21 protein-coding genes are annotated in these 23009 nt (G+C 44.9%); 5 read left to right on the top strand and 16 right to left on the bottom strand.

From position 1 onward, the window contains the following. Positions 1-123 precede the first annotated feature (123 nt). A complete protein-coding gene (locus tag SHD_RS18555) occupies positions 124-1713 on the bottom strand; it encodes a bacteriohemerythrin (protein WP_039978676.1) in 1590 nt (529 codons plus the stop codon). A 316-nt stretch (positions 1714-2029) separates the two neighbouring features. Here SHD_RS18555 and SHD_RS18560 point away from each other — a divergent pair, with 316 nt between their 5' ends. Further along, positions 2030-2158: a DUF3149 domain-containing protein gene (locus tag SHD_RS18560; protein WP_039978678.1), complete on the top strand. Its 129-nt coding sequence runs from the start codon at positions 2030-2032 to the stop codon at positions 2156-2158. A 116-nt stretch (positions 2159-2274) separates the two neighbouring features. On the opposite strand, the gene SHD_RS18565 is transcribed toward SHD_RS18560, so the two are convergent. Further along, positions 2275-2886 carry a superinfection exclusion B family protein gene (locus SHD_RS18565; protein ID WP_023268539.1) on the bottom strand — a complete coding sequence of 204 codons (612 nt, stop codon included), beginning with the start codon at positions 2884-2886 and terminating at the stop codon, positions 2275-2277. A 171-nt stretch (positions 2887-3057) separates the two neighbouring features. Here SHD_RS18565 and SHD_RS18570 point away from each other — a divergent pair, with 171 nt between their 5' ends. Then, positions 3058-4689 carry an ATP-binding protein gene (locus SHD_RS18570; protein ID WP_039978679.1) on the top strand — a complete coding sequence of 544 codons (1632 nt, stop codon included), beginning with the start codon at positions 3058-3060 and terminating at the stop codon, positions 4687-4689. A gap of 54 nt (positions 4690-4743) precedes the next feature. Here the strand turns inward: SHD_RS18570 and tcdA are convergent, their stop codons facing one another. After that, positions 4744-5547, bottom strand: a complete 804-nt coding sequence (gene tcdA, locus SHD_RS18575) for a tRNA cyclic N6-threonylcarbamoyladenosine(37) synthase TcdA (RefSeq protein WP_023268541.1) — start codon at positions 5545-5547, stop codon at positions 4744-4746. A gap of 1595 nt (positions 5548-7142) precedes the next feature. Here tcdA and SHD_RS18580 point away from each other — a divergent pair. Beyond that, a complete protein-coding gene (locus SHD_RS18580) occupies positions 7143-8207 on the top strand; it encodes a porin (protein WP_023268542.1) in 1065 nt (354 codons plus the stop codon). 180 nt (positions 8208-8387) lie between these two features. Here SHD_RS18580 and parC read toward each other — a convergent pair whose 3' ends face one another. Genes parC through nudF form a run of 7 tightly spaced genes read right to left on the bottom strand, consistent with a single transcriptional unit; the run spans position 8388 to position 16339 of the window. Continuing rightward, complete coding sequence (gene parC / locus SHD_RS18585; protein WP_023268543.1) at positions 8388-10664, bottom strand: DNA topoisomerase IV subunit A; 2277 nt, start codon at positions 10662-10664, stop codon at positions 8388-8390. Beyond that, the gene (locus SHD_RS18590) at positions 10657-11832 is read right to left on the bottom strand and encodes a PQQ-dependent sugar dehydrogenase (protein ID WP_023268544.1); all 1176 of its coding nucleotides are present in this window, start codon (positions 11830-11832) and stop codon (positions 10657-10659) included. The genes parC and SHD_RS18590 overlap by 8 nt, the downstream gene beginning before the upstream one ends. 52 nt (positions 11833-11884) lie before the next feature. After that, positions 11885-13771, bottom strand: a complete 1887-nt coding sequence (parE, locus tag SHD_RS18595; protein ID WP_023268545.1) for a DNA topoisomerase IV subunit B — start codon at positions 13769-13771, stop codon at positions 11885-11887. Positions 13772-13827: 56 nt separating this feature from the next. Continuing rightward, positions 13828-14403, bottom strand: coding sequence for a YqiA/YcfP family alpha/beta fold hydrolase (locus SHD_RS18600; protein WP_023268546.1), 576 nt, complete (start codon positions 14401-14403; stop codon positions 13828-13830). A gap of 26 nt (positions 14404-14429) precedes the next feature. Further along, on the bottom strand, positions 14430-15266 hold the full coding sequence (cpdA, locus tag SHD_RS18605) for a 3',5'-cyclic-AMP phosphodiesterase (protein WP_039978956.1): 837 nt from the start codon (positions 15264-15266) through the stop codon (positions 14430-14432). A 16-nt stretch (positions 15267-15282) separates the two neighbouring features. Then, entirely contained in the window at positions 15283-15723 is a 441-nt protein-coding gene (locus tag SHD_RS18610; protein WP_039978681.1) for a DUF1249 domain-containing protein, read from the bottom strand. Positions 15724-15727: 4 nt separating this feature from the next. After that, entirely contained in the window at positions 15728-16339 is a 612-nt protein-coding gene (gene nudF, locus SHD_RS18615; protein WP_023268549.1) for an ADP-ribose diphosphatase, read from the bottom strand. A gap of 242 nt (positions 16340-16581) precedes the next feature. Here nudF and tolC point away from each other — a divergent pair, with 242 nt between their 5' ends. After that, positions 16582-17889: an outer membrane channel protein TolC gene (gene tolC, locus SHD_RS18620; RefSeq protein ID WP_023268550.1), complete on the top strand. Its 1308-nt coding sequence runs from the start codon at positions 16582-16584 to the stop codon at positions 17887-17889. Positions 17890-17952: 63 nt separating this feature from the next. Here tolC and SHD_RS18625 read toward each other — a convergent pair whose 3' ends face one another. The 3 genes from SHD_RS18625 to SHD_RS18635 are packed head-to-tail and all read right to left on the bottom strand — an operon-like array spanning position 17953 to position 20155. Continuing rightward, positions 17953-18690: a TIGR04219 family outer membrane beta-barrel protein gene (locus SHD_RS18625; protein WP_023268551.1), complete on the bottom strand. Its 738-nt coding sequence runs from the start codon at positions 18688-18690 to the stop codon at positions 17953-17955. A 2-nt stretch (positions 18691-18692) separates the two neighbouring features. Next, positions 18693-19661, bottom strand: coding sequence for a DUF2333 family protein (locus SHD_RS18630; RefSeq protein WP_023268552.1), 969 nt, complete (start codon positions 19659-19661; stop codon positions 18693-18695). Between the two features lie 11 nt (positions 19662-19672). Continuing rightward, positions 19673-20155, bottom strand: a complete 483-nt coding sequence (locus SHD_RS18635) for a copper chaperone PCu(A)C (RefSeq protein WP_023268553.1) — start codon at positions 20153-20155, stop codon at positions 19673-19675. Between the two features lie 34 nt (positions 20156-20189). On the opposite strand from SHD_RS18635, the gene SHD_RS18640 reads away from it, so the two are divergent. After that, entirely contained in the window at positions 20190-20927 is a 738-nt protein-coding gene (locus SHD_RS18640; RefSeq protein ID WP_039978683.1) for an enoyl-CoA hydratase-related protein, read from the top strand. A 139-nt stretch (positions 20928-21066) separates the two neighbouring features. On the opposite strand, the gene SHD_RS18645 is transcribed toward SHD_RS18640, so the two are convergent. The 3 genes from SHD_RS18645 to dusA form a co-directional block, all read right to left on the bottom strand. Next, complete coding sequence (locus SHD_RS18645; RefSeq protein ID WP_011623980.1) at positions 21067-21267, bottom strand: PspC domain-containing protein; 201 nt, start codon at positions 21265-21267, stop codon at positions 21067-21069. A gap of 146 nt (positions 21268-21413) precedes the next feature. Then, positions 21414-21707, bottom strand: a complete 294-nt coding sequence (locus SHD_RS18655; RefSeq protein WP_023268555.1) for a hypothetical protein — start codon at positions 21705-21707, stop codon at positions 21414-21416. Between the two features lie 209 nt (positions 21708-21916). Beyond that, positions 21917-22924, bottom strand: coding sequence for a tRNA dihydrouridine(20/20a) synthase DusA (gene dusA / locus SHD_RS18660; RefSeq protein ID WP_023268556.1), 1008 nt, complete (start codon positions 22922-22924; stop codon positions 21917-21919). Positions 22925-23009 lie beyond the last annotated feature (85 nt).

Raw genomic sequence — 23009 nt, forward strand, 5'->3', positions numbered from 1 at the left:
TTGACAATGGCAAGCCCTTTTGAAAGGCTGGGTGGCAAATTAGTTTTAACCGCTCAAAAATCAGTCTTATATAGGGTTACAGCCCTACATAGCTCGATAAGAATACATTTATCACGCCTGATTCTACTCAGCTCCGTGGGAAAGTAAAAATTGCGCGTATTCCCTGTCACTTTTTTGTATATGGTTAACTAACCAGGATTTTAAAAATGCCATAAGTTCATCGGCAACATCTTCACCTCTCGCTACCCGCTTCTGGAAATCCAGCACCTGACCAACAAGTTGAGCATGCTTTTCTTTATGTCCAGCTGTTTGAGGATAACCAAAGCGTGCAAACAGTTCTTCTTCATAGGAAAAATGGTTGGCAGTGTAATCCACCAGTCCTTGAACGATACGCTTAATCGCCTCGAGTCCATAGGCCTCACTTAGGGTTCGGTGCAATTCGTTGACTAAAGAAACTAAACGTTGATGTTGGCGGTTAATTTCAGGCATACCGATATCAAGTTCAGGTCCCCATTTTACAAATAGCTGGCTTTGGGCTTGATTAGAGGTAAATAGCTGTTTGTCTACGTGGAAACGATGTAACAGTGAACCGATCTCCTGTGACATATTATAAACTTTGAGACTAGACAAGTTAGTTTGATTTGTATGATGAGCATTCTTCAACGCAAGTTCGGCCATCACACTGATATTTTTGTTGATTTCCTCCGCCACGGCATGCTGCTCTTCCGAGGCGGCAGCAATTTGGTGAGACATATCCGTAATGCTCTCGACATGAGTCACGATTTCACCTAGAGATTTATGTGCTTGCTCAACCATTAAGGCAGTCTCATCGGCGATGGTGACATTTTTTAACATGACTTCGACACTCTGTTGGGCGCCTTTTTGCAATGTCGTTATTTGCTGTTGAATTTCAGCAGTCGCCTCAGAGGTGCGTTTTGCTAAATTTCGCACTTCATCAGCCACAACCGCAAATCCTCGACCATGCTCACCCGCTCTGGCACTCTCAATCGCCGCATTGAGTGCCAGTAAATTGGTTTGTTCGGCCACTTGCGAGATAGTCTCAATAATGCTGCTAATGCTATTCGTATCGGCGGCAAGGTGTTCAATCACTGCTTTTGTTTGGTGAATTTGCGACGTCATATCGCTGATTTTATTGACTATAGTACCCATTACTTCATCACCATGTTTAGCTGAAGTCTGAGCAATATCAGCAGCTTGTGCGGTGTTAGCAGCATTATGTGAAACTTCTTGTACGGTTGAAACCATCTGGGTCATTGCCGTTGCCGCAAGCTCGGTTTGGCGCTCTTGCTCTAACACGCCTTGTTTTGCCTGCTCACTAATCGTCTTTATGTCGGTGGCGACCTTCTTCATCCATTCGCTGGTATCAACTAGAGATAAAATAGTACGACTTACATCTTCGCCCATGCGATTGATGCTGTGTACGACAGTGTGGAACACGCCCGCATCTTTCTCATCAAGCTGATAGCTCAAATCACCGTCACCTAAGTGATGAGCGGCACGCTCGAGGTGCCTTAAATTACGGATAAGTTTGTTAATGTTAAAAAATAAAATAAGGGCAAGTGCGATTAAACATAAGGTTGCAACCCAATGCGCGCTACTAAGCAAACAATAGAGGGGATATAAAAGTAAAACCATGGGAGCGAAAATAATACCATATCCCATAGTGCCCCTCTTAACAGTGGTGCTAGCCATTTTTGGCTCCTTCAAAAATGCGGTAAAACATCAGTCAAAGGTTAGACAAATTTAGATAACTGTCAGAACTTAGTGTCATTTAATGAGTTTTTTCTTTAACACTCTTAAGACTAGTCCCTAATGAGGTAAGAAACAAAGTCCGAAAGATTGAGTTTGGCAAAATTTTGCCATTCGCCAAATTTGAAGCAGATCACACGGTTAACCTGTAGTTACAATATTGTTTGTAGGTGTCGATTTTTTATTGATCAGGATCAGTATTTGTTAATGCTAAGGGCGCTAGTGTAGAGGGGACTTCACAGGAAAGAGGATTTCAATCATGGCATTTTGGTTAGATTTAATGTTCGGTAACCCAATAGGTTTACTTTCAATGATCGTTATCTTTAGCACTATAGGGATAATTTCTTATATCACCTGGATGTTCATCGTGAAGTCCGCGCAACAATAGTAGTTTTTGCTTCCAAATTGTTATTCTGTTCATTGTAGAAATTGCACGTTGTTATGGGGGTTATAATAACCCCCATTTTTTGTGCCTGTGATTTCTGCTTTAGCACACAACCTGCATTAAGCGGCATGTTTACGATTTTGCACTAAACCATTTAGAAACTGCGGACGTGCTTTGATTAAGTGTTGCATCTCTTCTTGACTCGGTTCACCCGCTGGCAAACGTAATACGCCACGATTTAAATACATGCGTGCTTTCATGGAAATCTTATAGTCTGCTGTTGGGCCTTGGATCGCATAATGACGTTCATTACCTAAACATTCGAGGATGCAGGCATTGAGTAAGCTTTTAACTGCGGGTTCATTTTGCGGCAATGTCAGAATAGTGGCGCCCTGTAAAAAAAACTCCCGCAATAATGCGCGCTCGGCTCGGTCAAGCAAGTTAACCTTAGCCTCAATGGTTTCTATCATTCGCTTATCGCTAAGATGACGAATCGACTCATCCAAACCCAAGTTCAATAATTGAGTTAAAAAATAAGCAATTGAAATGATTAGCCCTAAGCCAACAAAATGAGCATGCTCAGGGACAAACTTATCTAACGCTAATAGGCTAAGGATATTTGATGGAATCGCCAATAAAACGGCACAACTCACCATTAACCATAACATAACCCTAAACATCATCTTTTTAGGACTAAACAACTTCACAGAATCCAGTTTGAGTTTAATCATAATGTTATCCCTGCGACAAAAAATTGAACTGTTGCCAACATCAAGCAAGTTTAATGCCACTACATTGTTAGTGTGTAGAGGGATATTTCAGAGGGATAAAATGCACAATTTCTTGTGCTTGAGTCTATGCTTATAAGCATCCAACTCGCTATCAGATAAAGTTTATTTAAGATGCTGACATTCTTTAGCCAATTTATTAAAAGCCCGATAGGTCGGCATCTCACCTTGTCTATTGTGCTATTCAGCTCCTTAATCACGTTAATGACTTCCGCTTATCAACTTATTAGTGATTACCGAGGAGATGTCAGCCGGATTGATCGCGTTTTCTCTAATATCGAAAAAGCCAATCTAGATGTGTTAGCGGCAAGTATTTGGGTGATCGATGAAAGACTTATTAATACTCAGTTGAATGGTTTAATTCAACTACCTGATATCAATTACATTTCTATAAAAGATGATAGCGGGCAGTCTTGGAACTCTGGTAACGAAAAGCAAACCCACACCCTAAAAAAGATTTTCCCTCTGATTTATAAGTCGCCAACCGATAACATCAATGTCGGAACCCTTGAGGTTCAAGTAGATATGGATGCGATTTACCAACGTCTTTTTGATAAAGCGATCCTCATTTTGCTTTCCAATGGCATAAAAACATTCTTAGTCGCTGGATTTATTCTGTTTCTAGTTTGGTACAACATCACTAAGCATCTGGATAAACTCAGTAATTACTGCAAACGTATCAACTTAGATACTGACTTTGAACCTCTCCAATTTGAACGTAAAGAGAAAATCGATGAGTTTAAACAAGTGGCCGATGCTATTAACAGTATGCAGGGCCAGCTTCGTAGCTCATTCGAGGCATTAAAAAACTCCAAAGCAGAATTGCAAACAGCGTTAGAAGATAGAGAACGCTTACTCAAACTTGAACGCAGTTATAAAGAAGAGCTTGCAAGGCAAGTTAAAGAAAGAACACAGGAATTAGAACAATCCTTAGCAGCGTTGAAACGGGCACAGCAGGTATTAGTCGAGCAGGAAAAGATGGCAGCTTTGGGTGGCTTAGTCTCGGGTGTCGCCCATGAAATTAACACTCCGATAGGTATTTGCTTGACGGCAGCTAGCGCTCAGTTGAGTCATATAGAAGAACTCATCGAACTTATTCACAGTGAGCAGGCTACGCTGGATGAAATTAATGCGATTTTGGATGAGTATCAACAAAGCTGTGAGTTAATCGTACGAAATATCACCAAAGCAAGCAGTCTTATCCAAAAATTCAAGACGATCGCCATTGATCGCAGCCATGAAGAGCATCAATGTATCAATTTACAAAGCCAGTTAAAGGAGATTTTAGAGTCTAGTTTGATTATGCATCCTAAGGTTCACGCACAAACTGAATTACTTGTCGATCCAACATTAAATATCCAAACTAATGTCAGTCTACTGAACCAAATTGTCAGCAATATTTTATCAAACGCCTTTACCCATGCATTCCAAGATAGAGACAACAATCAGGTACAAATTAAGGCATCTATTGAACAAGATTTTGTGAATATAAGCATTCAAAACAATGGCATTACTATACCACCTGAAGTTGCTGAACATATGTTTGAGCCATTTTTCACCACCAACAGAAGTAAAGGTGGCACTGGATTAGGGTTATCCGCCGCTTTTAATGCGGCCACTTTGCTAAAGGGAACGATGAGCTACAAAGCAGACTCCCAGCTTGGGGGAGCACAATTTGATATTCGCATCCCACTAGCACAATGCAGTGGCCCCAAGTTAAGCACACAGCAAGAAATGACCACTTGAGTTGCTATAAAATGGTTGAAATAAACGTAAGATCTCACACGCGTTTTAGTTTATTTATTCGTTTGCCAGTTGCGCCAGTCTTGCGAGCACACGACTTGCGGCCACAAATCCAAAAGTGCCCGTCACCATAGTCACAGCCCCAAAGCCAGACGCACAATCCATACGCATCGAGCCATCTGCGCCAGCCTTGCTGCTACACACGGAACCATCGGCCTGAGGGTAAACTAATTGTTCGCTGGAAAACACTGCATCTACTGCAAAACGACGCTGCACATTTTTTGAGAAGTTATATTCGCGGCGCAAAATATTACGCACTTTGGCCAGCAAAGGATCTTGATAGGTTTTTGCCAGATCGGTGAGCTGAATTTGCGTAGGATCGGTTTGACCGCCCGCACCACCAACCGTCACTATTTTAATTTTTTGGCGTTTACACCAAGCAATTAACGCAGCTTTTTGCTTAACTGCATCAATACAATCAACCACATAATCAATATTGCCCCCAGCCTTTGCTCCGAGCAAATACTCACCGAGGTTATCGACAGTAATAAAATCTTCCACTTCATTCACTTGGCAATCGGGATTAATTGCGCGGATCCGCTGCGCCATCACTGCCACTTTAGATTCGCCGATCGTCGCTGTCAGAGCATGAATTTGACGGTTCGTGTTGGTTACACAGATATCATCCAAATCAATCAGGGTAATTTGGCCAATACCACTGCGCGCCAACGCCTCAGCAGCCCAAGTACCAACGCCACCGATGCCAATCACCACCACATGGGAGGCGGCAAATTTAGCGAGCGCCTTTTGCCCGTATAGGCGGCCAATGCCACCAAAGCGATTTTGATAGGCTTCAGTCATTAATACTTACCTTATATCTAGCTAAATACATCCGCATGGATGGAATCACTATCCTGCGCAGCATAATGCAATAAAAATTCGCCGTGGATTCTAAACGATTTAACCCCAAAATCGAAATCAAACTCGCTCTATGCCCAGCATTCAAGGTGTACTGCCGCACTATTGTTTTGTCGATTTAAGCTGACACTAAGTCACTACAACTGTCCCAACAAGTTAGCCGCTGCAACCGGGCTCACCGAACAGCCCCTGCAAAGTTGTATTTATTCATATAGGCAAAGCTATCTCGCCAAAGTCAGTCAAGAGAGTTTAAAAAAAGCACTATCAAGCCATAAATCCATTTTATTACAATGCCTTAACCAACAATCAAGTTCATTATGCCAATACAAGCTCGCACGAATGAATAAAATCTCTTATTGAAAGCACAACAGATTTAATCAATTGAAAGGCACGACAGAAATAGCCTAGATCTTAAGCACATAAACAAGTACCCCCATAATTTGGGTTATGTGCGGTACTCAAGCGGGCTAGAACAGAACGATAACGAAGACACAGCCAATAATGTAGATTATTTTGCCTTGCTAATGATTACTCAGCAAAGCACCCGTTAAATGTGGGCTAACGGGTATGACTAACAATCCCTTGCTCTTTCCCCTCATAAAGCCGCTTGCCCTTAACCGGGCCAAATAACGAGGCATTGCTTCCCGTTATGGCTGTCAATGCCTATAGCAGTCAGGCTTATCTAAACTAGACAAAAAACGTCTACATACACTAGGGCGTGTTGACGTTTCAGGGTTATTTTTGCAGCAGTTTAGCTGGCTTTTATGCAAGGCAATGTCCGTGCAGTGTCGTTATTCTACATAAACAGACGATAACGCAGCAGTAAAGCCTGCCAAATGCTGCCCGAAGGGTTCGTCTGGCAAGCCCTTGCTCTGACTTTCTGTCATAGGAGCCGCTCGTCATTTGAATAGAATAACAACACATCATTCCTCGTTCCGCGAGCACGTGCTTGCCAGAAAGAGCAAAATCTAATCTCGAAACGTCAACACGCCCTAATACTATGGTCTAGGGTAACCCTACTCGCTTCATTAGCAAGCTTATGCTAGCTAGGGTAAAACAAGATATAAATGACGCTCAAACAATTTTGATATTACATATTGATTTTTAAAAGATAACTAAATCAAACAACCATATAGATTTGATAAAAAATACCTCTTTACTCGAATTTATTATCGTACTGAGTACCAAATAGCATCAATCAGCCTATTTATGACAAACTTGCGACAACATTAGTATATGCTACAGTTACCCCCGCCGGCTCGCTTATGCCATGGCGCCTCACATACCTCTTTAGTGGTAAGTGAAAAAGACAGTTTTACCACTTTCACGCCGATTTACGATCAAGCTATAGGGAAAATTCCTAAAAAACCCCGAATACGGACAAGGAGAGCCAAAAACATGATCTGCAACACAGCCTGTGAGTCGTAAAACTGTAAGAATCGGCGGCAACTTTGTTACTGATTTCTGTAACAAATGTGTTAAACCACACAAAAACCATGAAAAATGGATAAGAACTTAGGTTCGAGGGAGCACAAAACATGAAAAAGACATTCATCTCTGCATCAGTTGCATCAGTACTGGCACTGGCTTCATTCGGCGCGCTAGCCGAAGGCCCAAGCTTCTACGGTCGTTTAGAGCTTGCACTTACTAATACTGAAACAGGTGCAACTCTACAATCTGGAACAAATGGTGTTGACACAGCAAACTATGCTGATGAAAACAATGCTGGTACCTATTTAGAAAACAACTTCTCTCTGTTAGGTGTTAAAGGTTCTGAAAAGATCGCTGACGGTTATGATGTTGTTTATCAAATGGAGTTCCAAGTTGAAAACACTTCAGGTTCTGGTGATGTTTTCAAAGCTCGTAACACTTTCTTAGGTTTAAAAACTAATGCAGGTACTGTATTAGTAGGTCGTAACGACACAGTATTCAAACAAGCTGAAGGCGCGGTAGACGTATTTGGTAACACTAACGCGGATATCGACCGTCTAGTTAGCGCTCAAACCCGTAGCGCAGACGGTGTTTGGTACTACTCTCCAAAAATCGCTAACTTAGTGACGTTAAACGCAACTTATCTGTTCGACGATAACGACACTACAGCAAAAACTAACGAAAGCTTATACGCTCTGAGCGCGACTCTGGGTGATAGCAAATTTAAAGATCAAAACTACTATGTCGCTGTAGCTTACAACAAAGGTATCGCTGGTGTTGATGCATACCGTGGTGTTGCTCAAGTTAAATTTGGTGACTTCAAAGTGGGCGGTTTATTCCAACAATCTGAAGATGTTGTGAATAGCGCTAAAGATGGTAATACCTACTTTGTAAACGTAGTTTACACCTTAAACGGTGTTAACCTGAAAGCTGAATACGGTTCAGATGAAGCAGGTTTCGGTAACTACTACAAAAACGTAAACAAAGGTGGCGCAACTGGTACTGATATCAGCGTGCAAAACTTCAACGTCGGTGCTGATTACCGCTTCTCTAAATCAACTATGGTATATGGCCAATACGCAATGTACCGTGGTGACCATGTCGTAGCGGGTAACAAAGTAGACTTACAAGACGACAACGTATTCTCTGTAGGTGTACGTTACGACTTCTAATATCCTTTCGGATATTAACTAATAAAAACCTACCGCTTGCGGTAGGTTTTTTTATGCCTTGTATTTGGGACAAGTGCTTCTTTAGTTCATATCAGAAGTCATAAAAAAGCCACTCAAGGGACACTTAAGTGGCTTTGATTAACTTGTTGCAACTAGATCTTACGCAAGCTCAAATTACCTTTAAATGCTAGGCAGAATCTCGGCACCTTCACCTAATTCCACACTATCAACACGCTGTAACCCGCGCGGTAGTTTGGCGCCGCGGCGGCCACGTTCACCACGATAATGCTCTAAATCGCTTGGTTTTAACGTCAATTTCCGCTTGCCCGCCCAAAGAGTCACAGACGTATCCGCAGGAACTAGCTGCAAATGGGTCATCAGCTCTTCACGATTCTTAGCACGCTCGCTTGGAATACCGATAATTTTATTGCCTTTACCCTTAGACAGCTGTGGCAATGCTTCCAATGAAAACAGCAACATACGGCCTTCATTGGTGATAGCAAGAATAGACATCTCCCGATTACGATCAATCGGTTTAGGCGGTAGAGATTTGGCATTCGTCGGTAGGCTTAACAGGGCTTTACCCGCCTTATTGCGTGAAACCATATCATTGAAAGTACAGATAAAACCATAACCCGCATCGGTGGCGAGTAGGAAACACTGTTCATCTTCACCTAAAATCACATGTTGCATGGTTTCGCCAGGCGCCATATTAAAGCGCGTGGTGATAGGCTCACCTTGGCTGCGAGCCGATGGCAGGCTGTGACTGTCGGTGGCAAATGCACGACCCGATGAGTCGATAAACACCGCCGCCTGATTACTGCGCCCCATCGCACTGCACAGATATTGATCGCCTGCTTTATAGGATAAAGACTCGGCATCGATATCATGGCCCTTAGCACAACGCACCCAGCCTTTTTCAGATAACACTACGGTCACAGGCTCGCTCGGTGTTAGCTCCTGCTCGGTTAAGGCCCGGGATTCATGGCGCTCAACAATCGGCGAGCGGCGCTCATCGCCATAGGTTTCACCATCTTGAATGAGTTCCTTCTTGATCAAGGTTTTTAAGCGGCGATCTGAGCCTAATAATTGCTCTAGTTTCTCGCGCTCAGCCTCAAGCTCATCCTGTTCAGCCTTGATTTTAAACTCTTCTAGCTTGGCTAAATGACGTAATTTTAACTCGAGGATAGCTTCGGCTTGTCTATCAGTCAGGTTAAAGCGCGCCATTAACTCGGCCTTCGGTTCATCGTGGAAGCGAATGATTTCAATCACTTCATCGATATTGAGGAAGGCGATCATCAAGGCTTCGAGGATATGTAACCGTGCTAGTACTTTATCGAGACGATACTCGAGGCGACGTCTTACGGTATCGACACGGAACTCTAGCCATTCAGTTAATAAGTCTTTAAGGCCCTTCACCCGTGGACGACCATCAAGGCCAAGCACGTTAAGGTTTACCCTAAAGCTTTTCTCAAGATCGGTAGTCGCAAACAAGTGTGCCATGAGCTGGTCACAATCGACGCGGTTTGAGCGCGGCACCACCACCAGTCGCACCGGGTTTTCATGGTCGGACTCATCACGTAAGTCCGCTACCATAGGTAGCTTTTTCGCCTGCATCTGCGCCGCGATCTGCTCTAAAATTTTGCCGCTACTGGCTTGGTGCGGCAGAGCAGTGATCACTATCTCACCCGCTTCTACACTATACACTGCGCGAGCTTTTAGGGAGCCACGGCCCGTTTCATAGACTTTGGCAATGTCGGCCGCTGGCGTAATGATTTCAGCCTCGGTCGGATAATCCGGCCCTGGCACATAGCCCATCAACTGCTCAAGTTCGAGTTTAGGGTCGTCCAGCAGCGCCACACAGGCATTGACTAACTCTCTGGCGTTATGGGGCGGAATATCCGTCGCCATGCCCACTGCAATACCCGTGATGCCATTGAGTAAAATATGCGGTAAACGTGCAGGCAGTACTTTAGGTTCTTTTAATGTGCCATCGAAGTTAGCGCCCCACTCGACCGTTCCTTGCCCTAGCTCAGACAATAAGACTTCAGAGAACTTAGACAGGCGCGCCTCGGTATAACGCATCGCCGCGAAGGACTTAGGATCGTCCGGAGCCCCCCAGTTACCTTGACCATCTACCAATGGGTAGCGGTATGAAAATGGTTGCGCCATCAGTACCATAGCCTCATAACAGGCGCTATCGCCATGGGGATGGTACTTACCTAACACGTCACCTACCGTACGGGCTGATTTTTTATGCTTGGATTGAGCAGATAACCCGAGCTCACTCATGGCATAAATAATCCGCCGTTGTACTGGCTTAAGCCCATCACCAATATGGGGCAAGGCTCGGTCCATGATGACGTACATGGAATAATTCAGATAAGCTTCTTCGGTAAAGCGCCGCAGGGGCATTTGCTCTACACCGTCTAAGCTTAACTTGATCGCGTCACTCATTTTGTTCTAGTTCCTGTGGTTCTTCAGTATTATCGCCATCCCTATAGAACAGCCGATACAGGTTACCTTTTAAATCATCTGAGATGTACATTGCCCCATCCTCACCAGATAACAAGGCATAGGGACGGGCAACGGGAAACTCGCCATCGAGAAAGCTGACGATGGTTTCACGGCTTACCACCTGATCATTCTCGAGTTTCAACATAACTATCTGATAACCGACTTTGCTTGAACGGTTCCACGAACCATTTTCAGCAACAAACAATTGGTTATGGTACATCTCAGGGAATTGTTTGCCGCGATAAAACGCCAGCCCCGTAGGGGCAACATGGGCAGGCAACTCATAGACAGGGATGGCTATCTTCAAATTCTTCGGTTTTTCGTAAGCAGGCTCGACCACAGACGATGCATGCAAATAAGGAAATCCATAATGGCTACCGACTACATCGACACGGTTAATTTCATCAGGCGGAAGGTTATCGCCCATCCAATCGCGACCTTGGTCGGCAAACCAGAGCTTGCCATCTTTCGGGGACCAATCAAATCCTGTTGCATCACGAATACCAAGTGCAATCTGCTCACTTGCTCCAGTATCGACATTGATTGCAATAATACTGCTATAGGGCGCGCTCGCCTCACACACATTGCAAGGTGCACCGATAGAAACATATAACCTACCATCGGGGCCAAAATTCATCGCACGGGCGCTTTTCTTATCAGACTCAGGCAGATCGCTATAGATCTCCTTAGGGCGACTCGGCCGACGTAAGCGCTGCTCGATATCAATAAAACGTACAATACGGTTTTCGGTTGCAACAAAAAGATCGCCATTATGGAAGGCAATCGCATCGGGAGACTCCAGTCCTTTGGCAATAATATAGCGTTTATCAACGCGTCCATCTTGATTGCTATCAACCAGAGCATGCACTGTGCCACTCTTATTGGAACCGACAAATAAGGTGCCATTTGAGCCCATTGCAATCTGCTTAGCATCCCCTAGATCGGAAGCATAAAGAGATAAACCAAAGCCTTTAGAGACGGTAATCATGATCGACTGAGACCCCGCTATTGCAGCCTGACTCGTTAACAAAGCCAAGCTCGCCAGTAGGGTCCAATAGGCAGAGAACACCTTTAAACACTTATAATTATTTGTTTTTATATACAACATGGTAATTTTCTTTATGCCTAAGTTTTATTGTTATCGGCAATAGTGCACAACATTAAAGTACCGCCATGTCACCCTTATCCTCGAGCCAAGTTTTACGATCGGGAGAGCGTTTCTTAGCGAGCAACATATCCATTAAAGAGTCCGTTTCTTCAACATCATCAATAGTTAACTGTACTAAACGACGGGTATTCGGATCCATGGTCGTTTCACGCAATTGCAGCGGGTTCATCTCACCCAAACCTTTAAAGCGTGTAACTTGAACCTTACCCTTTTTATTTTCAGCACTAATACGGTCGAGAATACCTTCTTTTTCAGCCTCATCTAAGGCGTAGTATACGTCTTTACCAATATCGATACGGAACAGCGGTGGCATAGCGATATAGACATGCCCCTGTTCGACCAGCACTCGGTAATGTTTCAAAAACAAAGCGCAGAGTAAAGTGGCAATATGTAGCCCGTCAGAGTCCGCATCTGCGAGAATACAAATCTTGCCATATCTTAGTTCGGAGATATCGTTGCTATCAGGGTCGCAACCAATCGCCACCGAGATATCATGCACTTCCTGCGAAGCCAACACCTGCGAAGCATCTACCTCCCAAGTGTTTAGGATTTTACCACGCAGCGGCATAATGGCCTGAAACTCACGGTCGCGCGCCTGCTTGGCACTGCCGCCCGCAGAGTCCCCTTCCACGAGGAAAAGTTCGCCGCGCATCGGATCTTGGCCGCTACAGTCTGTCAATTTACCCGGTAATGCCGGGCCAGAGGTGACTTTTTTACGGGCCACTTTTTTCGCAGCTTTTAAGCGGCGCTGGGCGTTATTAATACACATTTCCGCCAGCGACTCGGCCAATTCAGTATTCGAGTTAAGCCACAACGAAAACGCATCACGCACAATCCCTGAGACAAAGGCTGAGCTTTGACGGCTCGAGAGTTTCTCTTTAGTTTGGCCTGCAAATTGCGGATCTTGCATCTTCACCGAGAGAATGAAAGCCGCGCGGTCCCAAATATCCTCAGGCGACAGTTTGATGCCGCGGGGGATAAGATTGCGAAACTCACAGAACTCGCGCATCGACTCCAGCAAACCTTGGCGGAAACCGTTCACGTGGGTTCCACCTAACGGCGTAGGGATCAAGTTAACATAACTTTCGTTAATCGCATCGCCACCTTCAGGCAGCCAAGTAATGGCCCAATCCGCGGCTTCAATTTGGCCTTTAAAGCTGCCGATAAAGGGCTCTTCTGGCAACATTAAATTATCGCCAACCGCAGTTTTAAGATAATCGGTTAGTCCACTCTCGTAGTACCACTCATGGACTTCATTAGTTTGCTTATTGGTAAACTTGATCCTAAGGCCTGGACACAACACGGCCTTGGCACGCAGTAAATAGATGAGTTTGGAGTTGGAGAAATTCGCCGAATCAAAATAGCTAGCGTCGGGCCAGAAATGCACTCGGGTACCAGTATTGCGACGACCGCAAGTACCAGTGACTTTTAACTCTTCAACCTTAAAGCCATTTTCAAAAGCGATATCATACACTTGTCCATCTCGACGCACCGTCACTTCGACGCGGCGAGACAGGGCGTTAACCACCGAAATCCCCACACCATGTAAACCACCGGAGAATTGGTAATTTTTATTCGAAAATTTACCGCCAGCATGTAATTTAGTGAGGATCAGTTCGACCCCGGGAATACCTTCTTCAGGGTGAATATCGACTGGCATTCCCCGACCATCGTCGGTGACTTCAAGGGAATTATCGGTATGGAGCACAACTTCGATTTTAGTGGCGTGACCCGCTAAGGCCTCGTCCACACTGTTATCTATGACCTCTTGGCCTAAGTGGTTAGGTCGGGTGGTATCGGTATACATACCTGGACGGCGTTTAACTGGGTCGAGTCCGTTAAGAACTTCAATGGCGTCAGAGGTGTATTGATTCGTCATAGTGTACGCTATAAGTTGTTATATCCGGCCATGTTGCGGCTCTGGATGACTATTTGTCAAGGTAAGTGTAAAAATTGGCTTACAGTTTGCAGATATCGCTCATAACCTACAAAACTGTGATCACCACCGGATTCAATCCGTAATTGGCAATGATGATACTTATGCAGTGCTTCTCGATAATCGAGTACTTCATCGCCCGTTTGCAATAGTACCAAAAAACGATCGGGATTGCGGATAACAGCCGTATTAAATTCAGCCACTTCCAGCTTATGTTCTGGCAATACCTGATAATGCTCTTCGGTATAAGGGTTAAATTGCGGCCCCATAAATTCATCAAACAGTTCAAAGGGTTTTACCGCTGGATTCACCAATACAGCGCGGCCACCATATTGCTCTGCCAAATAGCTCGCAAAATATCCCCCTAAGGATGAGCCGATATAGCTCAGAGGCTCGCCCGCTTGTGAAGCTTCCTCAACATAACTTTGCAACAAGGCCATGGCGGCCTTAGGAGTGTTGGGTAATTGCGGTTGATGGAATACTAAGGAAGGGTGATGCTCGGCCATATATTGCGCCGTCATCACCGCTTTATCGGAGAAAGGTGAACTGTTGAATCCGTGAATATAGAGCAGCATAGTTCCTCAAGCTGCGGTCACTCGCGTTAATAACCGCTGGAATCTTTATCTGGGGAAAACAGATTTCCCGGCACGCGATACACATTAGTGCTGATGCTACCATCGGCCTTGAGCTCCAGCAAACGATAACCGGGTTGCAGTACATCAAGGGCAAAATAAGGCGATTGCGGTTTAAACTGGATACAAGTAGAGGGTGTTGCCATTAATTGCAGCATGCCGTGTGGGCCATCGTAATGGGTATCCAACTGTTGATGTACATGCCCCCAGAGCAAAGCTTTAATCTGTGGGTATTGGGCAACACGTCGGAGGAATTCAGTGCCATTATCCATACAATGTTGGTCTAACCAAGCACAATTAACCAAGATAGGGTTATGGTGCATCACAAGCAGTGTATGGTGTTCTGGGTGAGCAGCCACGGCCTGCTCAATCAGTTCAAATTGACTTTCGCCCATGTGCCCGCCTGGTTTTCCACGCACAGTGGAATCCAGCATTAAAATTTGCCATTTGCCAATCAAAACACGCTGCTGGCCAAAAACTCGCTCACCTTGCATGTGCAAAAACATGATCCGCGGATCATCATGATTCCCTGGCAGATAATGACAAGGCAAGTTCAACGGCGCCACAGCGGTAACAAAATGACGATAAGACTCAGGGGAATAATCTTGGCTTAAATCGCCCGTAGCTAACATCAGGTGTGCAGGATAATTTACCGCCCGAATCGTATTGAGCACTGCGGCCAAACTTTTGCTGGTATTAACACCAAGGAGCTGCGCTTCAGGATCGGCAAAAAGGTGCGGATCTGTGACCTGCACTATGCGCACACTTTCATCAGCTATAGAGTAAGAGACAGCCTCTTTCAGCACATTGAATACCCAATTTTTAAGACTGGCAAACCAACCGTTGTTGGCAACCAATCTTCAATAATTCTCCCAGGAATGCATTAACCTGGTACTTCTCATCACTATGATACATACGTAAATTGGGATAATCATACACTGGACGCAATTGGTAAATCTGTTGACCAGTTAACACTTCTGCTAATTTAGCATCGTGATAAATTCTCACTAACACCTTGGGAGTATTGATAAACTCAATAATGTTAACTGGTCGTGAGATCTCAACTAATTGAGTGTATTTGGTATTTTCTAAAATACGGATTACTAATACACCCGCTTCACCTTCGAGTTGCCAAGACTGACCCACTTCGATATCAAGCGGCAACCACTTTTGCATATAGCTATAGTTACGCCCGCATAGCGCTAAAAAGTCGCTTACGTTTGGTTGGTAGCGCGGTTTACGGTGCGATATTGAAGAAGCCAAACTTTTATCCAACGCTTGCTAGTTGCTGATAGTTTAATTGCAACCACTGTAATCCAATTACGGTCGACGCATTGTCAATTGCCCCACTGACGACACCATTATAGGCATCCTCACGGTCTAACACATGCAATCGAATATCTTCGTGTTCTTCAGCTAATCCATGCAGGCCTTGGGCTTTAGAGGAATCCACCTCTGCCCAATAGAAATAGAAACGCTCCGTACTTCCACCGGGGCTTGCCAGATAACTATTCACAAAGTGCATATTATTGGCGGTTAACCCTGTTTCTTCTAACAGTTCGCGATGTGCGACATCCAGCGGCGTTTCGTCGGGCGCAATCATACCCGCGACTAACTCCATTAGCCAAGGAGATTTCGTGGTCGCTAATGCAGGAAAACGAATTTGTTCAATCAAAACAATCTTGTCACGAGCAACATCATAGGGCAGCACAACTACAGCATGGCCGCGCTCGAACACTTCACGGGTTACGGGTTGGCTCCAGCCACCCGCGAATAACTTATGTTTAAATGTAAACTGCTCGAGTGCAAAAAAACCTTTATACAGCGACTTTGTCTCGAGAATCTCAACATCTGTTTGCGAAAAAATGGAAGGCTTCATATTTTATCCCTAGCTGTTAAATTTTCGCCTATTATCAAGGCAATTTGGCTCATTTTTAAAATAAAATCTGTTACACTTCGCAGTTGACTTGAACGTGTGGGAGTTTTTAGACTCTACGACATTAAGTTTTAGCTGTATCGGGAAGCGTCGGGAAGCGCAAACCGCCTTGGTAAAGGCATTACTTAGTCTAAACGAAGTTACATATTTCTCCTTTTGGGGATTTTGTCTAATAAGGACAGCAAATGAAATTTAAGATCCGTTCTCTATGCGCAGCATTAACTCTCGCAGCCTCCGCTCAAGCGGTTCAAGCAGATGATTTACTGCAAATATACCAACAAGCACTGACGAGCGACCCGCAGGTATTACAAGCGCAAGCTCAGCGTAATGCCTTGTTTGAAAAGATTGAACAAAACCGTGCCCCACTGTTACCCACTATCAGCGCTAACGTGGGTTATGACAAAGCATGGAATGATCCTCGGGACAACACCAGTGGACTAACTGGTAGCCTAAAGCTGAACCAAGTGATCTATGATCACAGTGCTTGGGTTGGCTTAAGTCTTGCCGAAAAAGCGGCTTCTCAAGCGGATTCAAACTACGCTTCTGCACTGCAAAATTTGATCACTCGTGTGACTAAAGCCTACTTCGATGTATTAACGGCAAAAGATAACTACGAGTTCCAAGGTGCTGAGAAACGTGCGATTGAACGTCAACTCGAGCAGACTAAACAACGTTTTGCCGTAGGTTTAACTGCAATTACTGACGTTCATGAGGCACAAGCACAATATGACTTAGCCTCAGCCTCAGAAATTCTTGCTGAAAATACCCTAGCAAATAGCTATGAGGCACTGCGTGAAATCACAGGCATCGACCACAAAGCCCTAAACGTGCTCGACACCAACCGTTTTTCAGCGGTAACACCTGCGCCGACATCATCAAACGAGTGGTTAAAGATTGCTGAGACCAACAGCGTCGATCTGATGACTCAACGCATCGGTAAAGATATCGCCCAAGAGACCATTAGCCTCTACAAAGCGGGCCATATGCCATCTCTTAGCCTAAACGCTGGCTACAACAAAGGGTTAGAGCAAAAAACTGGCGACGTAAATGAGCCAGATTTTGACAATGTGAACGTTGGCGTGAACTTAAGCATTCCTATTTTCGAAGGCTTTAAAGTCACGTCACAGGTCAAAGAAGCACAATTCCAATATGTGGAAGCAAGCGAGAAGTTAGAGCAAACCTACCGTAGTGTGGTGAAAAACGTTCGTAATAACTACAACAACGTTGGCGCTTCAATTAGCTCTATCCGTGCCTATGAGCAGTCAGTAATTTCATCTGAGAGTGCGTTAAAAGCGACGCAAGCGGGCTTCGAAGTGGGTACTCGTACCATTGTTGACGTACTGAACCGTACACGAGATCTGTACGACTCAAAACGTAAATTGTCGGATGCTCGTTACAGCTACATCAACTCAATTGTTGCGCTGAAACAAGCTGCTGGTACCTTAAATGAAGACGATGTTATCGCTATCAACAACGGTCTAAAAGCCGAATAAGATTGCAATATCACCCAATAAAAAACCGCCATCAAGGCGGTTTTTTATTGTTCGCTTTAACGCTTAGAAACTAATTTCTACGCCGGCGAAATAGCCATCAAACTTAGTATCGGCACTGATGCCTGAAAAGTTGTTCACATCAAAGGCAAACTCACGATAGCCCACTCGTACACGGGTATCTACAGCCATACCATCGAACTCCCAACCTAAGCCGATTGCATAGTCGTGAACCTTAGACTCATTTACCCCAAGCATTAAATCCGCAAAGCCGAATAGACCAAGGCCAGGCATGCTCACATGTGTACTGGCATAACCCATCACAATGCCACTATCTACGTCTTTCTCTTCAGGATGACCAGGGTCTTGAACACGCAAAGAACCGTTCATCAGCTTATAAGCAGCACCTAGGTCAAATGACAGAATGTCGTTATCCAACAGCTCGTAGTACAACACAAAATCGGTGTTGCTCAAGTCGGTATAACTGGTCACATTACCTTTAAAATCATGACCGTTGAAGCTAAAATCAGCATTGGTCAGACTGCCCTTCTGATCTAAGCTATTTTCACGAATTTTAAGATTCGGGATAAACGGCAGCGGATGCTCAACCGCAATCCAGTAGCTACCTTGCGCCGATGAACTATAGTCAAACCCTTGCTGTGGCTGACCTTTATCAGAAAAAGTACCGCTGGTATCGGCGCGCCAGTAATCGCCACCAATTTTAAAACCAACCACTGTTGCCGCTTGGGCAGATGTAGCCATTAAGCATCCTAATACCGCACTGGCGAGGAATGTTTTCTTCATAATTAACCTTGAGATAGCAAGTTCGTTAAATCAATCACCGCGGCATTCGCACGGGACACATAGTTAGCCATAACCAATGAATGATTAGCGACTAGGCCGAAACCACTGCCATTAAGTACTACAGGGCTCCAAACCGTTTGTTGAGTCGCCTCCAGCTCACGAATGATCTGTTTCAGGCTGACCTCAGCATTTTTCTTTTTCAATACGTCAGCAAAGTCGACTTCAACTGCACGCATAAAATTCAGCAGTGCCCATGAAGCACCTCGGCTCTCATAGAACACATCATCGATTTTCCACCAGCTGGTTTTCACCTGATGGCTTGCTAAGTTAGGGGTCGATTGACGGGCTGCGTTATCGCCAGCTAAATCGGTATTAACGCGTTCTTGACCAACACTGGCTGATAAACGTTGAGACATGCTACCCAAACGTTTTTGCACTTCTTTGAGCCACTCGTTAAGGTTGTCAGCACGGGCGTAGAACTGTGCATCCTGATTGTTTGGATCCATCATACGCGCACGGTACAGTTTGAGTAACTTAACACCATCGCGGTATTCGCTTTCAGCACTTGGCACTAACCAGCTAGTGTGATCAATGTTCAGTTTCGCCTGCGCTTCGCTTAAGTCTTTATCTGCAGTTGACTGCGACTGAGATCGACTAAATTCCTTACGCATAATCAGTGCTAAATCACGGGCTTGCTCTAAAGCGCCATACTCAAACGCAGGCATGTTATCCATAAAAATCGACGGTGGCATCACATCGTTTGATAACCATCCCCCCTGCTTATCCAGCAGGGTTTCAACCGTCAGGATCAGCGACGTAGTAGTCGCATAGCCTACAATATTTTTCTCGGCAGCCGTTAGTTGTTGTGGCGTCAAGGTATCAGGTTCGATACTCCACCACACACTTACAAAATAACCTATTAAAACAACAAATAAACCAATTCCGGTGACCTTCTTCCATGTTATTTGCATCAAGTGACTCCTTAATGATGGTGATGATGCTCATGTTCAGCAGCATTCTCGGCCTGTTTCGCAACAGGCAATGTAATCGTTAGATTCTCGCCATCGTTAAACTGCAATTGCAGTTTAACTTGCTGATCTAAGGCTAATGGGGCTTTGAGTCCGATGAGCATCACATGCTCTCCAGACGGCGAGAGGATTAATTTTCCGTGGGAGGGAATATCGAAACCTTCAACATGGCGCATTTTGACCATGCCTTGTTCTTCGATCATAGTATGCAATTGTGCTTCCTTCGCGACCTCAGTCGTCACTCCGGTAAGGCGAACCGTTTTATCGCTATGGTTCTCCAGCGTAAAGTAAGCGGCGGTATTTGGTACTGTATCAGGCATTGCACGGACGTGGCCTTCAGTCATCACTACGCTGGCGAAAACAGAAAATGAGGCACAGGATAATGCGACACAATTAAACATCTGTTTGAATATCGGTTTCAATGTCTTAAACTCCATGTCTACCCAATGTCGTCGTAAAGGAAAACAACCCATGAGTCATATACAGGTAAGGGATGATCAGGGCGTTCGTGTTATCAGCTTTAATCGCCCAGATAAACGCAATGCACTTGATCTAAATATGTATAAACAACTGACAGAATACCTGATCGAAGGTGAAGCAGACAACGACATTCGTGCCTTTATGCTCCATGGTGAAGATAATTGTTTCACCTCGGGTAATGATATTGCTGACTTTTTGAAAAATAGTGACTTAGGCCCAAATCACCCTGCGGTGCGCTTCCTATTTTGCCTATTGGAACTCAAAAAACCGCTGGTTGCCGCCGTCTCTGGTGCCGCCGTTGGCATTGGCACAACGGTGCTGCTGCACTGTGATTTGGTCTATGCCGACAACACGGCTAAATTCCAACTGCCCTTTGTGAATTTGGCCCTAGTGCCCGAGGCTGGTGCAAGCTTACTTTTACCCGAATTGGTGGGTTATCAAAAAGCGGCGGAGCTCTTATTACTCGGCGAAAGTTTTGATGCCAGTACAGCGCACAGGCTGAATATCATTAACGATGTCATCGCCCAAGAAGAGTTGCTTGGTTACGCCCTAAATCAGGCCAAGAAACTGGCTAATCAGCCACCGCAAGCACTGCAAATTACCCGTCAGTTGATGCGACCACATAAAAACCGCGTGCAACACCAGATGCATCAAGAATTAGAACAATTTAGTGCAAGACTTAAAAGCGATGAAGCAAAAGCCAGATTTCAGGCTTTTCTTAAAAAGTGATACTCACTTAAACAGTGTTCACTATTAGCATGAGGGTCGATGTGCCCTCTTGTTGATAGCATCCCGCTAAAGGCTGTGTCCATAAACTTGCATCGGCTAACCCATTCACGTCCCCAAATCGAGGGAGTTGAAACTTGGGTTAAATCGGTCTTTTCCATTGGTCCACAAGTAAGGCCAGTACAAAGTAAACTAGCAGACTCACACCCGGCATAAATAGAATCGCGCCAGCCCACACTACACGAGTCCAAAAACAGGACCAACCAAATTGCCACGCCATACCAGAGGCAACACCACAGACTAAACGTTCTGAATTGTCCATTCGCATTTGCGCTCGTTTCATTTTTGAACTCCAATTGATGAATAATTTACTTATCGCTGACACTGTGCCACTGAAACCAGCAGATAATTCCTGAAAACAACGCGAGGCTAATCACTGGTAGCAGTAGCAGAGTCATAAGAGGTGCTACAAACCACATAGGCAGCTCCTTACTTGTTTGCGCTGTATTCGCCTGAGGTGACAGACTCACCTTGGTTATCCGCGCTCAGTGTTAGCTGACTATTGAAGTCATAGATACTTTCAGCTAATTGTGTTTGCAGTGATAACACCAGTTCACGCTTAGTGTTAACCAACAACTCCTGCGCTTGGGTGCTCAGCGTTTGCTCAATAGCGCCCACTACATCAGATACGGGTGCAGCTTCGGCGTGTACCGCAACACTCGCCATTAAGGCACCGAATAACACACTTGCTTGAACTGATTTTTTAACGTTTGAAGTAAACATGATGTCGTCCCTTTCCGATTGATTAACTTGACATAGGGACTAATACAAAGGGCGTGCCAATTTATCAAAACAAATTTAAGACTATGATTTTAAAGGATTTATTAGTTTATTTTAAGCAGAAGCGATATAGGCAAGATATTTGAGAAAGGTAAAGTGGTGAAAAATACTACAGGCATTAGTCAATCTCACCACTTTTTTAAATCGAGTGATTATTGAGCAACTATTTCGCTCTGAATACTTTGATAAGCCTGCTTGACCACCTCAATACCTGCACCGTTTTTATGGGCGTTTTCGCTCAAATAACGACGCCACGCACGGGCACCCGGTAAGCCTTGGAATAAGCCAATCATATGGCGAGTGATATGATTTAAGCGTCCGCCCGCCTGCAAGTGAGCCTCAATATAGGGCAACATAGTCTCAATCACAGCTTCACGGCTAATCACCGCCTTCTGGCTGCCACACAGCAGTTGGTCAACCTGCGCTAGAATATAGGGATTTTGGTAAGCCTCACGCCCCACCATCACACCATCTAAATGCTGTAAGTGGGTTTGGGCCTGTTCAAGGCTAGTGATACCACCGTTAATGCTGATATTGAGCGTCGGATAATCACGCTTAAGCTGATATACCCTGTCGTAGTCTAAGGGTGGGATCTCGCGATTTTCCTTCGGACTTAAGCCCTGTAACCACGCCTTACGCGCATGGATAATAAACTCACCACAGCCTTTAGCCATGACAGTATCAATAAAGTGAGTCAAAAACTCATAACTATCCTGCTCGTCGATACCGATGCGCGTTTTTACCGTCACAGGAATATCAACCACTTGCTTCATGGCATCGACACACTCAGCCACCAGCTCAGGTTCGGCCATCAAACAGGCACCAAAGCGACCGTTTTGCACCCGATCGGAAGGACAGCCCACATTGAGGTTTACTTCATCATAACCGCGCTCGGCGGCAAGTTTGGCGCAGCGAGCAAGTTCAGTAGGATTCGAGCCCCCCAACTGCAATGCAAGAGGATGTTCTTCTTGGTTATAGGCAAGATAATCACCACGGCCATGCAAAATCGCCCCCGTTGTCACCATCTCGGTATACAGCAAGGCATTGGCCGACATTAGGCGAGCAAAATAACGGTAATGACGATCCGTCCAGTCGAGCATGGGCGCAATGGAAAAGGTGCGGTCGAGCTGTAGACCATCATTAAGATTATTTTTCAACACGTTACTATCGACTCAAGTAATTAAAATTTGCCAGTAAGTTCAAGCTTAGAGGGATAAAGCGCTTTAATTTAAGCCGCGGATGAGC

This window comes from Shewanella decolorationis S12 (genome assembly GCF_000485795.1).
GTDB classification, from domain to species: Bacteria; Pseudomonadota; Gammaproteobacteria; order Enterobacterales; family Shewanellaceae; genus Shewanella; species Shewanella decolorationis.

Coding starts and splice junctions, on each gene's coding strand:
- SHD_RS18555 (WP_039978676.1), bottom strand. CDS start 1,713: ATGGCTAGCACCACTGTTAAGAGGGGCACTATGGGATATGGTATTATT.
- SHD_RS18560 (WP_039978678.1), top strand. CDS start 2,030: ATGGCATTTTGGTTAGATTTAATGTTCGGTAACCCAATAGGTTTACTT.
- SHD_RS18565 (WP_023268539.1), bottom strand. CDS start 2,886: ATGATTAAACTCAAACTGGATTCTGTGAAGTTGTTTAGTCCTAAAAAG.
- SHD_RS18570 (WP_039978679.1), top strand. CDS start 3,058: ATGCTGACATTCTTTAGCCAATTTATTAAAAGCCCGATAGGTCGGCAT.
- tcdA (WP_023268541.1), bottom strand. CDS start 5,547: ATGACTGAAGCCTATCAAAATCGCTTTGGTGGCATTGGCCGCCTATAC.
- SHD_RS18580 (WP_023268542.1), top strand. CDS start 7,143: ATGAAAAAGACATTCATCTCTGCATCAGTTGCATCAGTACTGGCACTG.
- parC (WP_023268543.1), bottom strand. CDS start 10,664: ATGAGTGACGCGATCAAGTTAAGCTTAGACGGTGTAGAGCAAATGCCC.
- SHD_RS18590 (WP_023268544.1), bottom strand. CDS start 11,832: ATGTTGTATATAAAAACAAATAATTATAAGTGTTTAAAGGTGTTCTCT.
- parE (WP_023268545.1), bottom strand. CDS start 13,771: ATGACGAATCAATACACCTCTGACGCCATTGAAGTTCTTAACGGACTC.
- SHD_RS18600 (WP_023268546.1), bottom strand. CDS start 14,403: ATGCTGCTCTATATTCACGGATTCAACAGTTCACCTTTCTCCGATAAA.
- nudF (WP_023268549.1), bottom strand. CDS start 16,339: ATGAAGCCTTCCATTTTTTCGCAAACAGATGTTGAGATTCTCGAGACA.
- tolC (WP_023268550.1), top strand. CDS start 16,582: ATGAAATTTAAGATCCGTTCTCTATGCGCAGCATTAACTCTCGCAGCC.
- SHD_RS18625 (WP_023268551.1), bottom strand. CDS start 18,690: ATGAAGAAAACATTCCTCGCCAGTGCGGTATTAGGATGCTTAATGGCT.
- SHD_RS18630 (WP_023268552.1), bottom strand. CDS start 19,661: ATGCAAATAACATGGAAGAAGGTCACCGGAATTGGTTTATTTGTTGTT.
- SHD_RS18635 (WP_023268553.1), bottom strand. CDS start 20,155: ATGGAGTTTAAGACATTGAAACCGATATTCAAACAGATGTTTAATTGT.
- SHD_RS18640 (WP_039978683.1), top strand. CDS start 20,190: ATGAGTCATATACAGGTAAGGGATGATCAGGGCGTTCGTGTTATCAGC.
- SHD_RS18645 (WP_011623980.1), bottom strand. CDS start 21,267: ATGAAACGAGCGCAAATGCGAATGGACAATTCAGAACGTTTAGTCTGT.
- SHD_RS18655 (WP_023268555.1), bottom strand. CDS start 21,707: ATGTTTACTTCAAACGTTAAAAAATCAGTTCAAGCAAGTGTGTTATTC.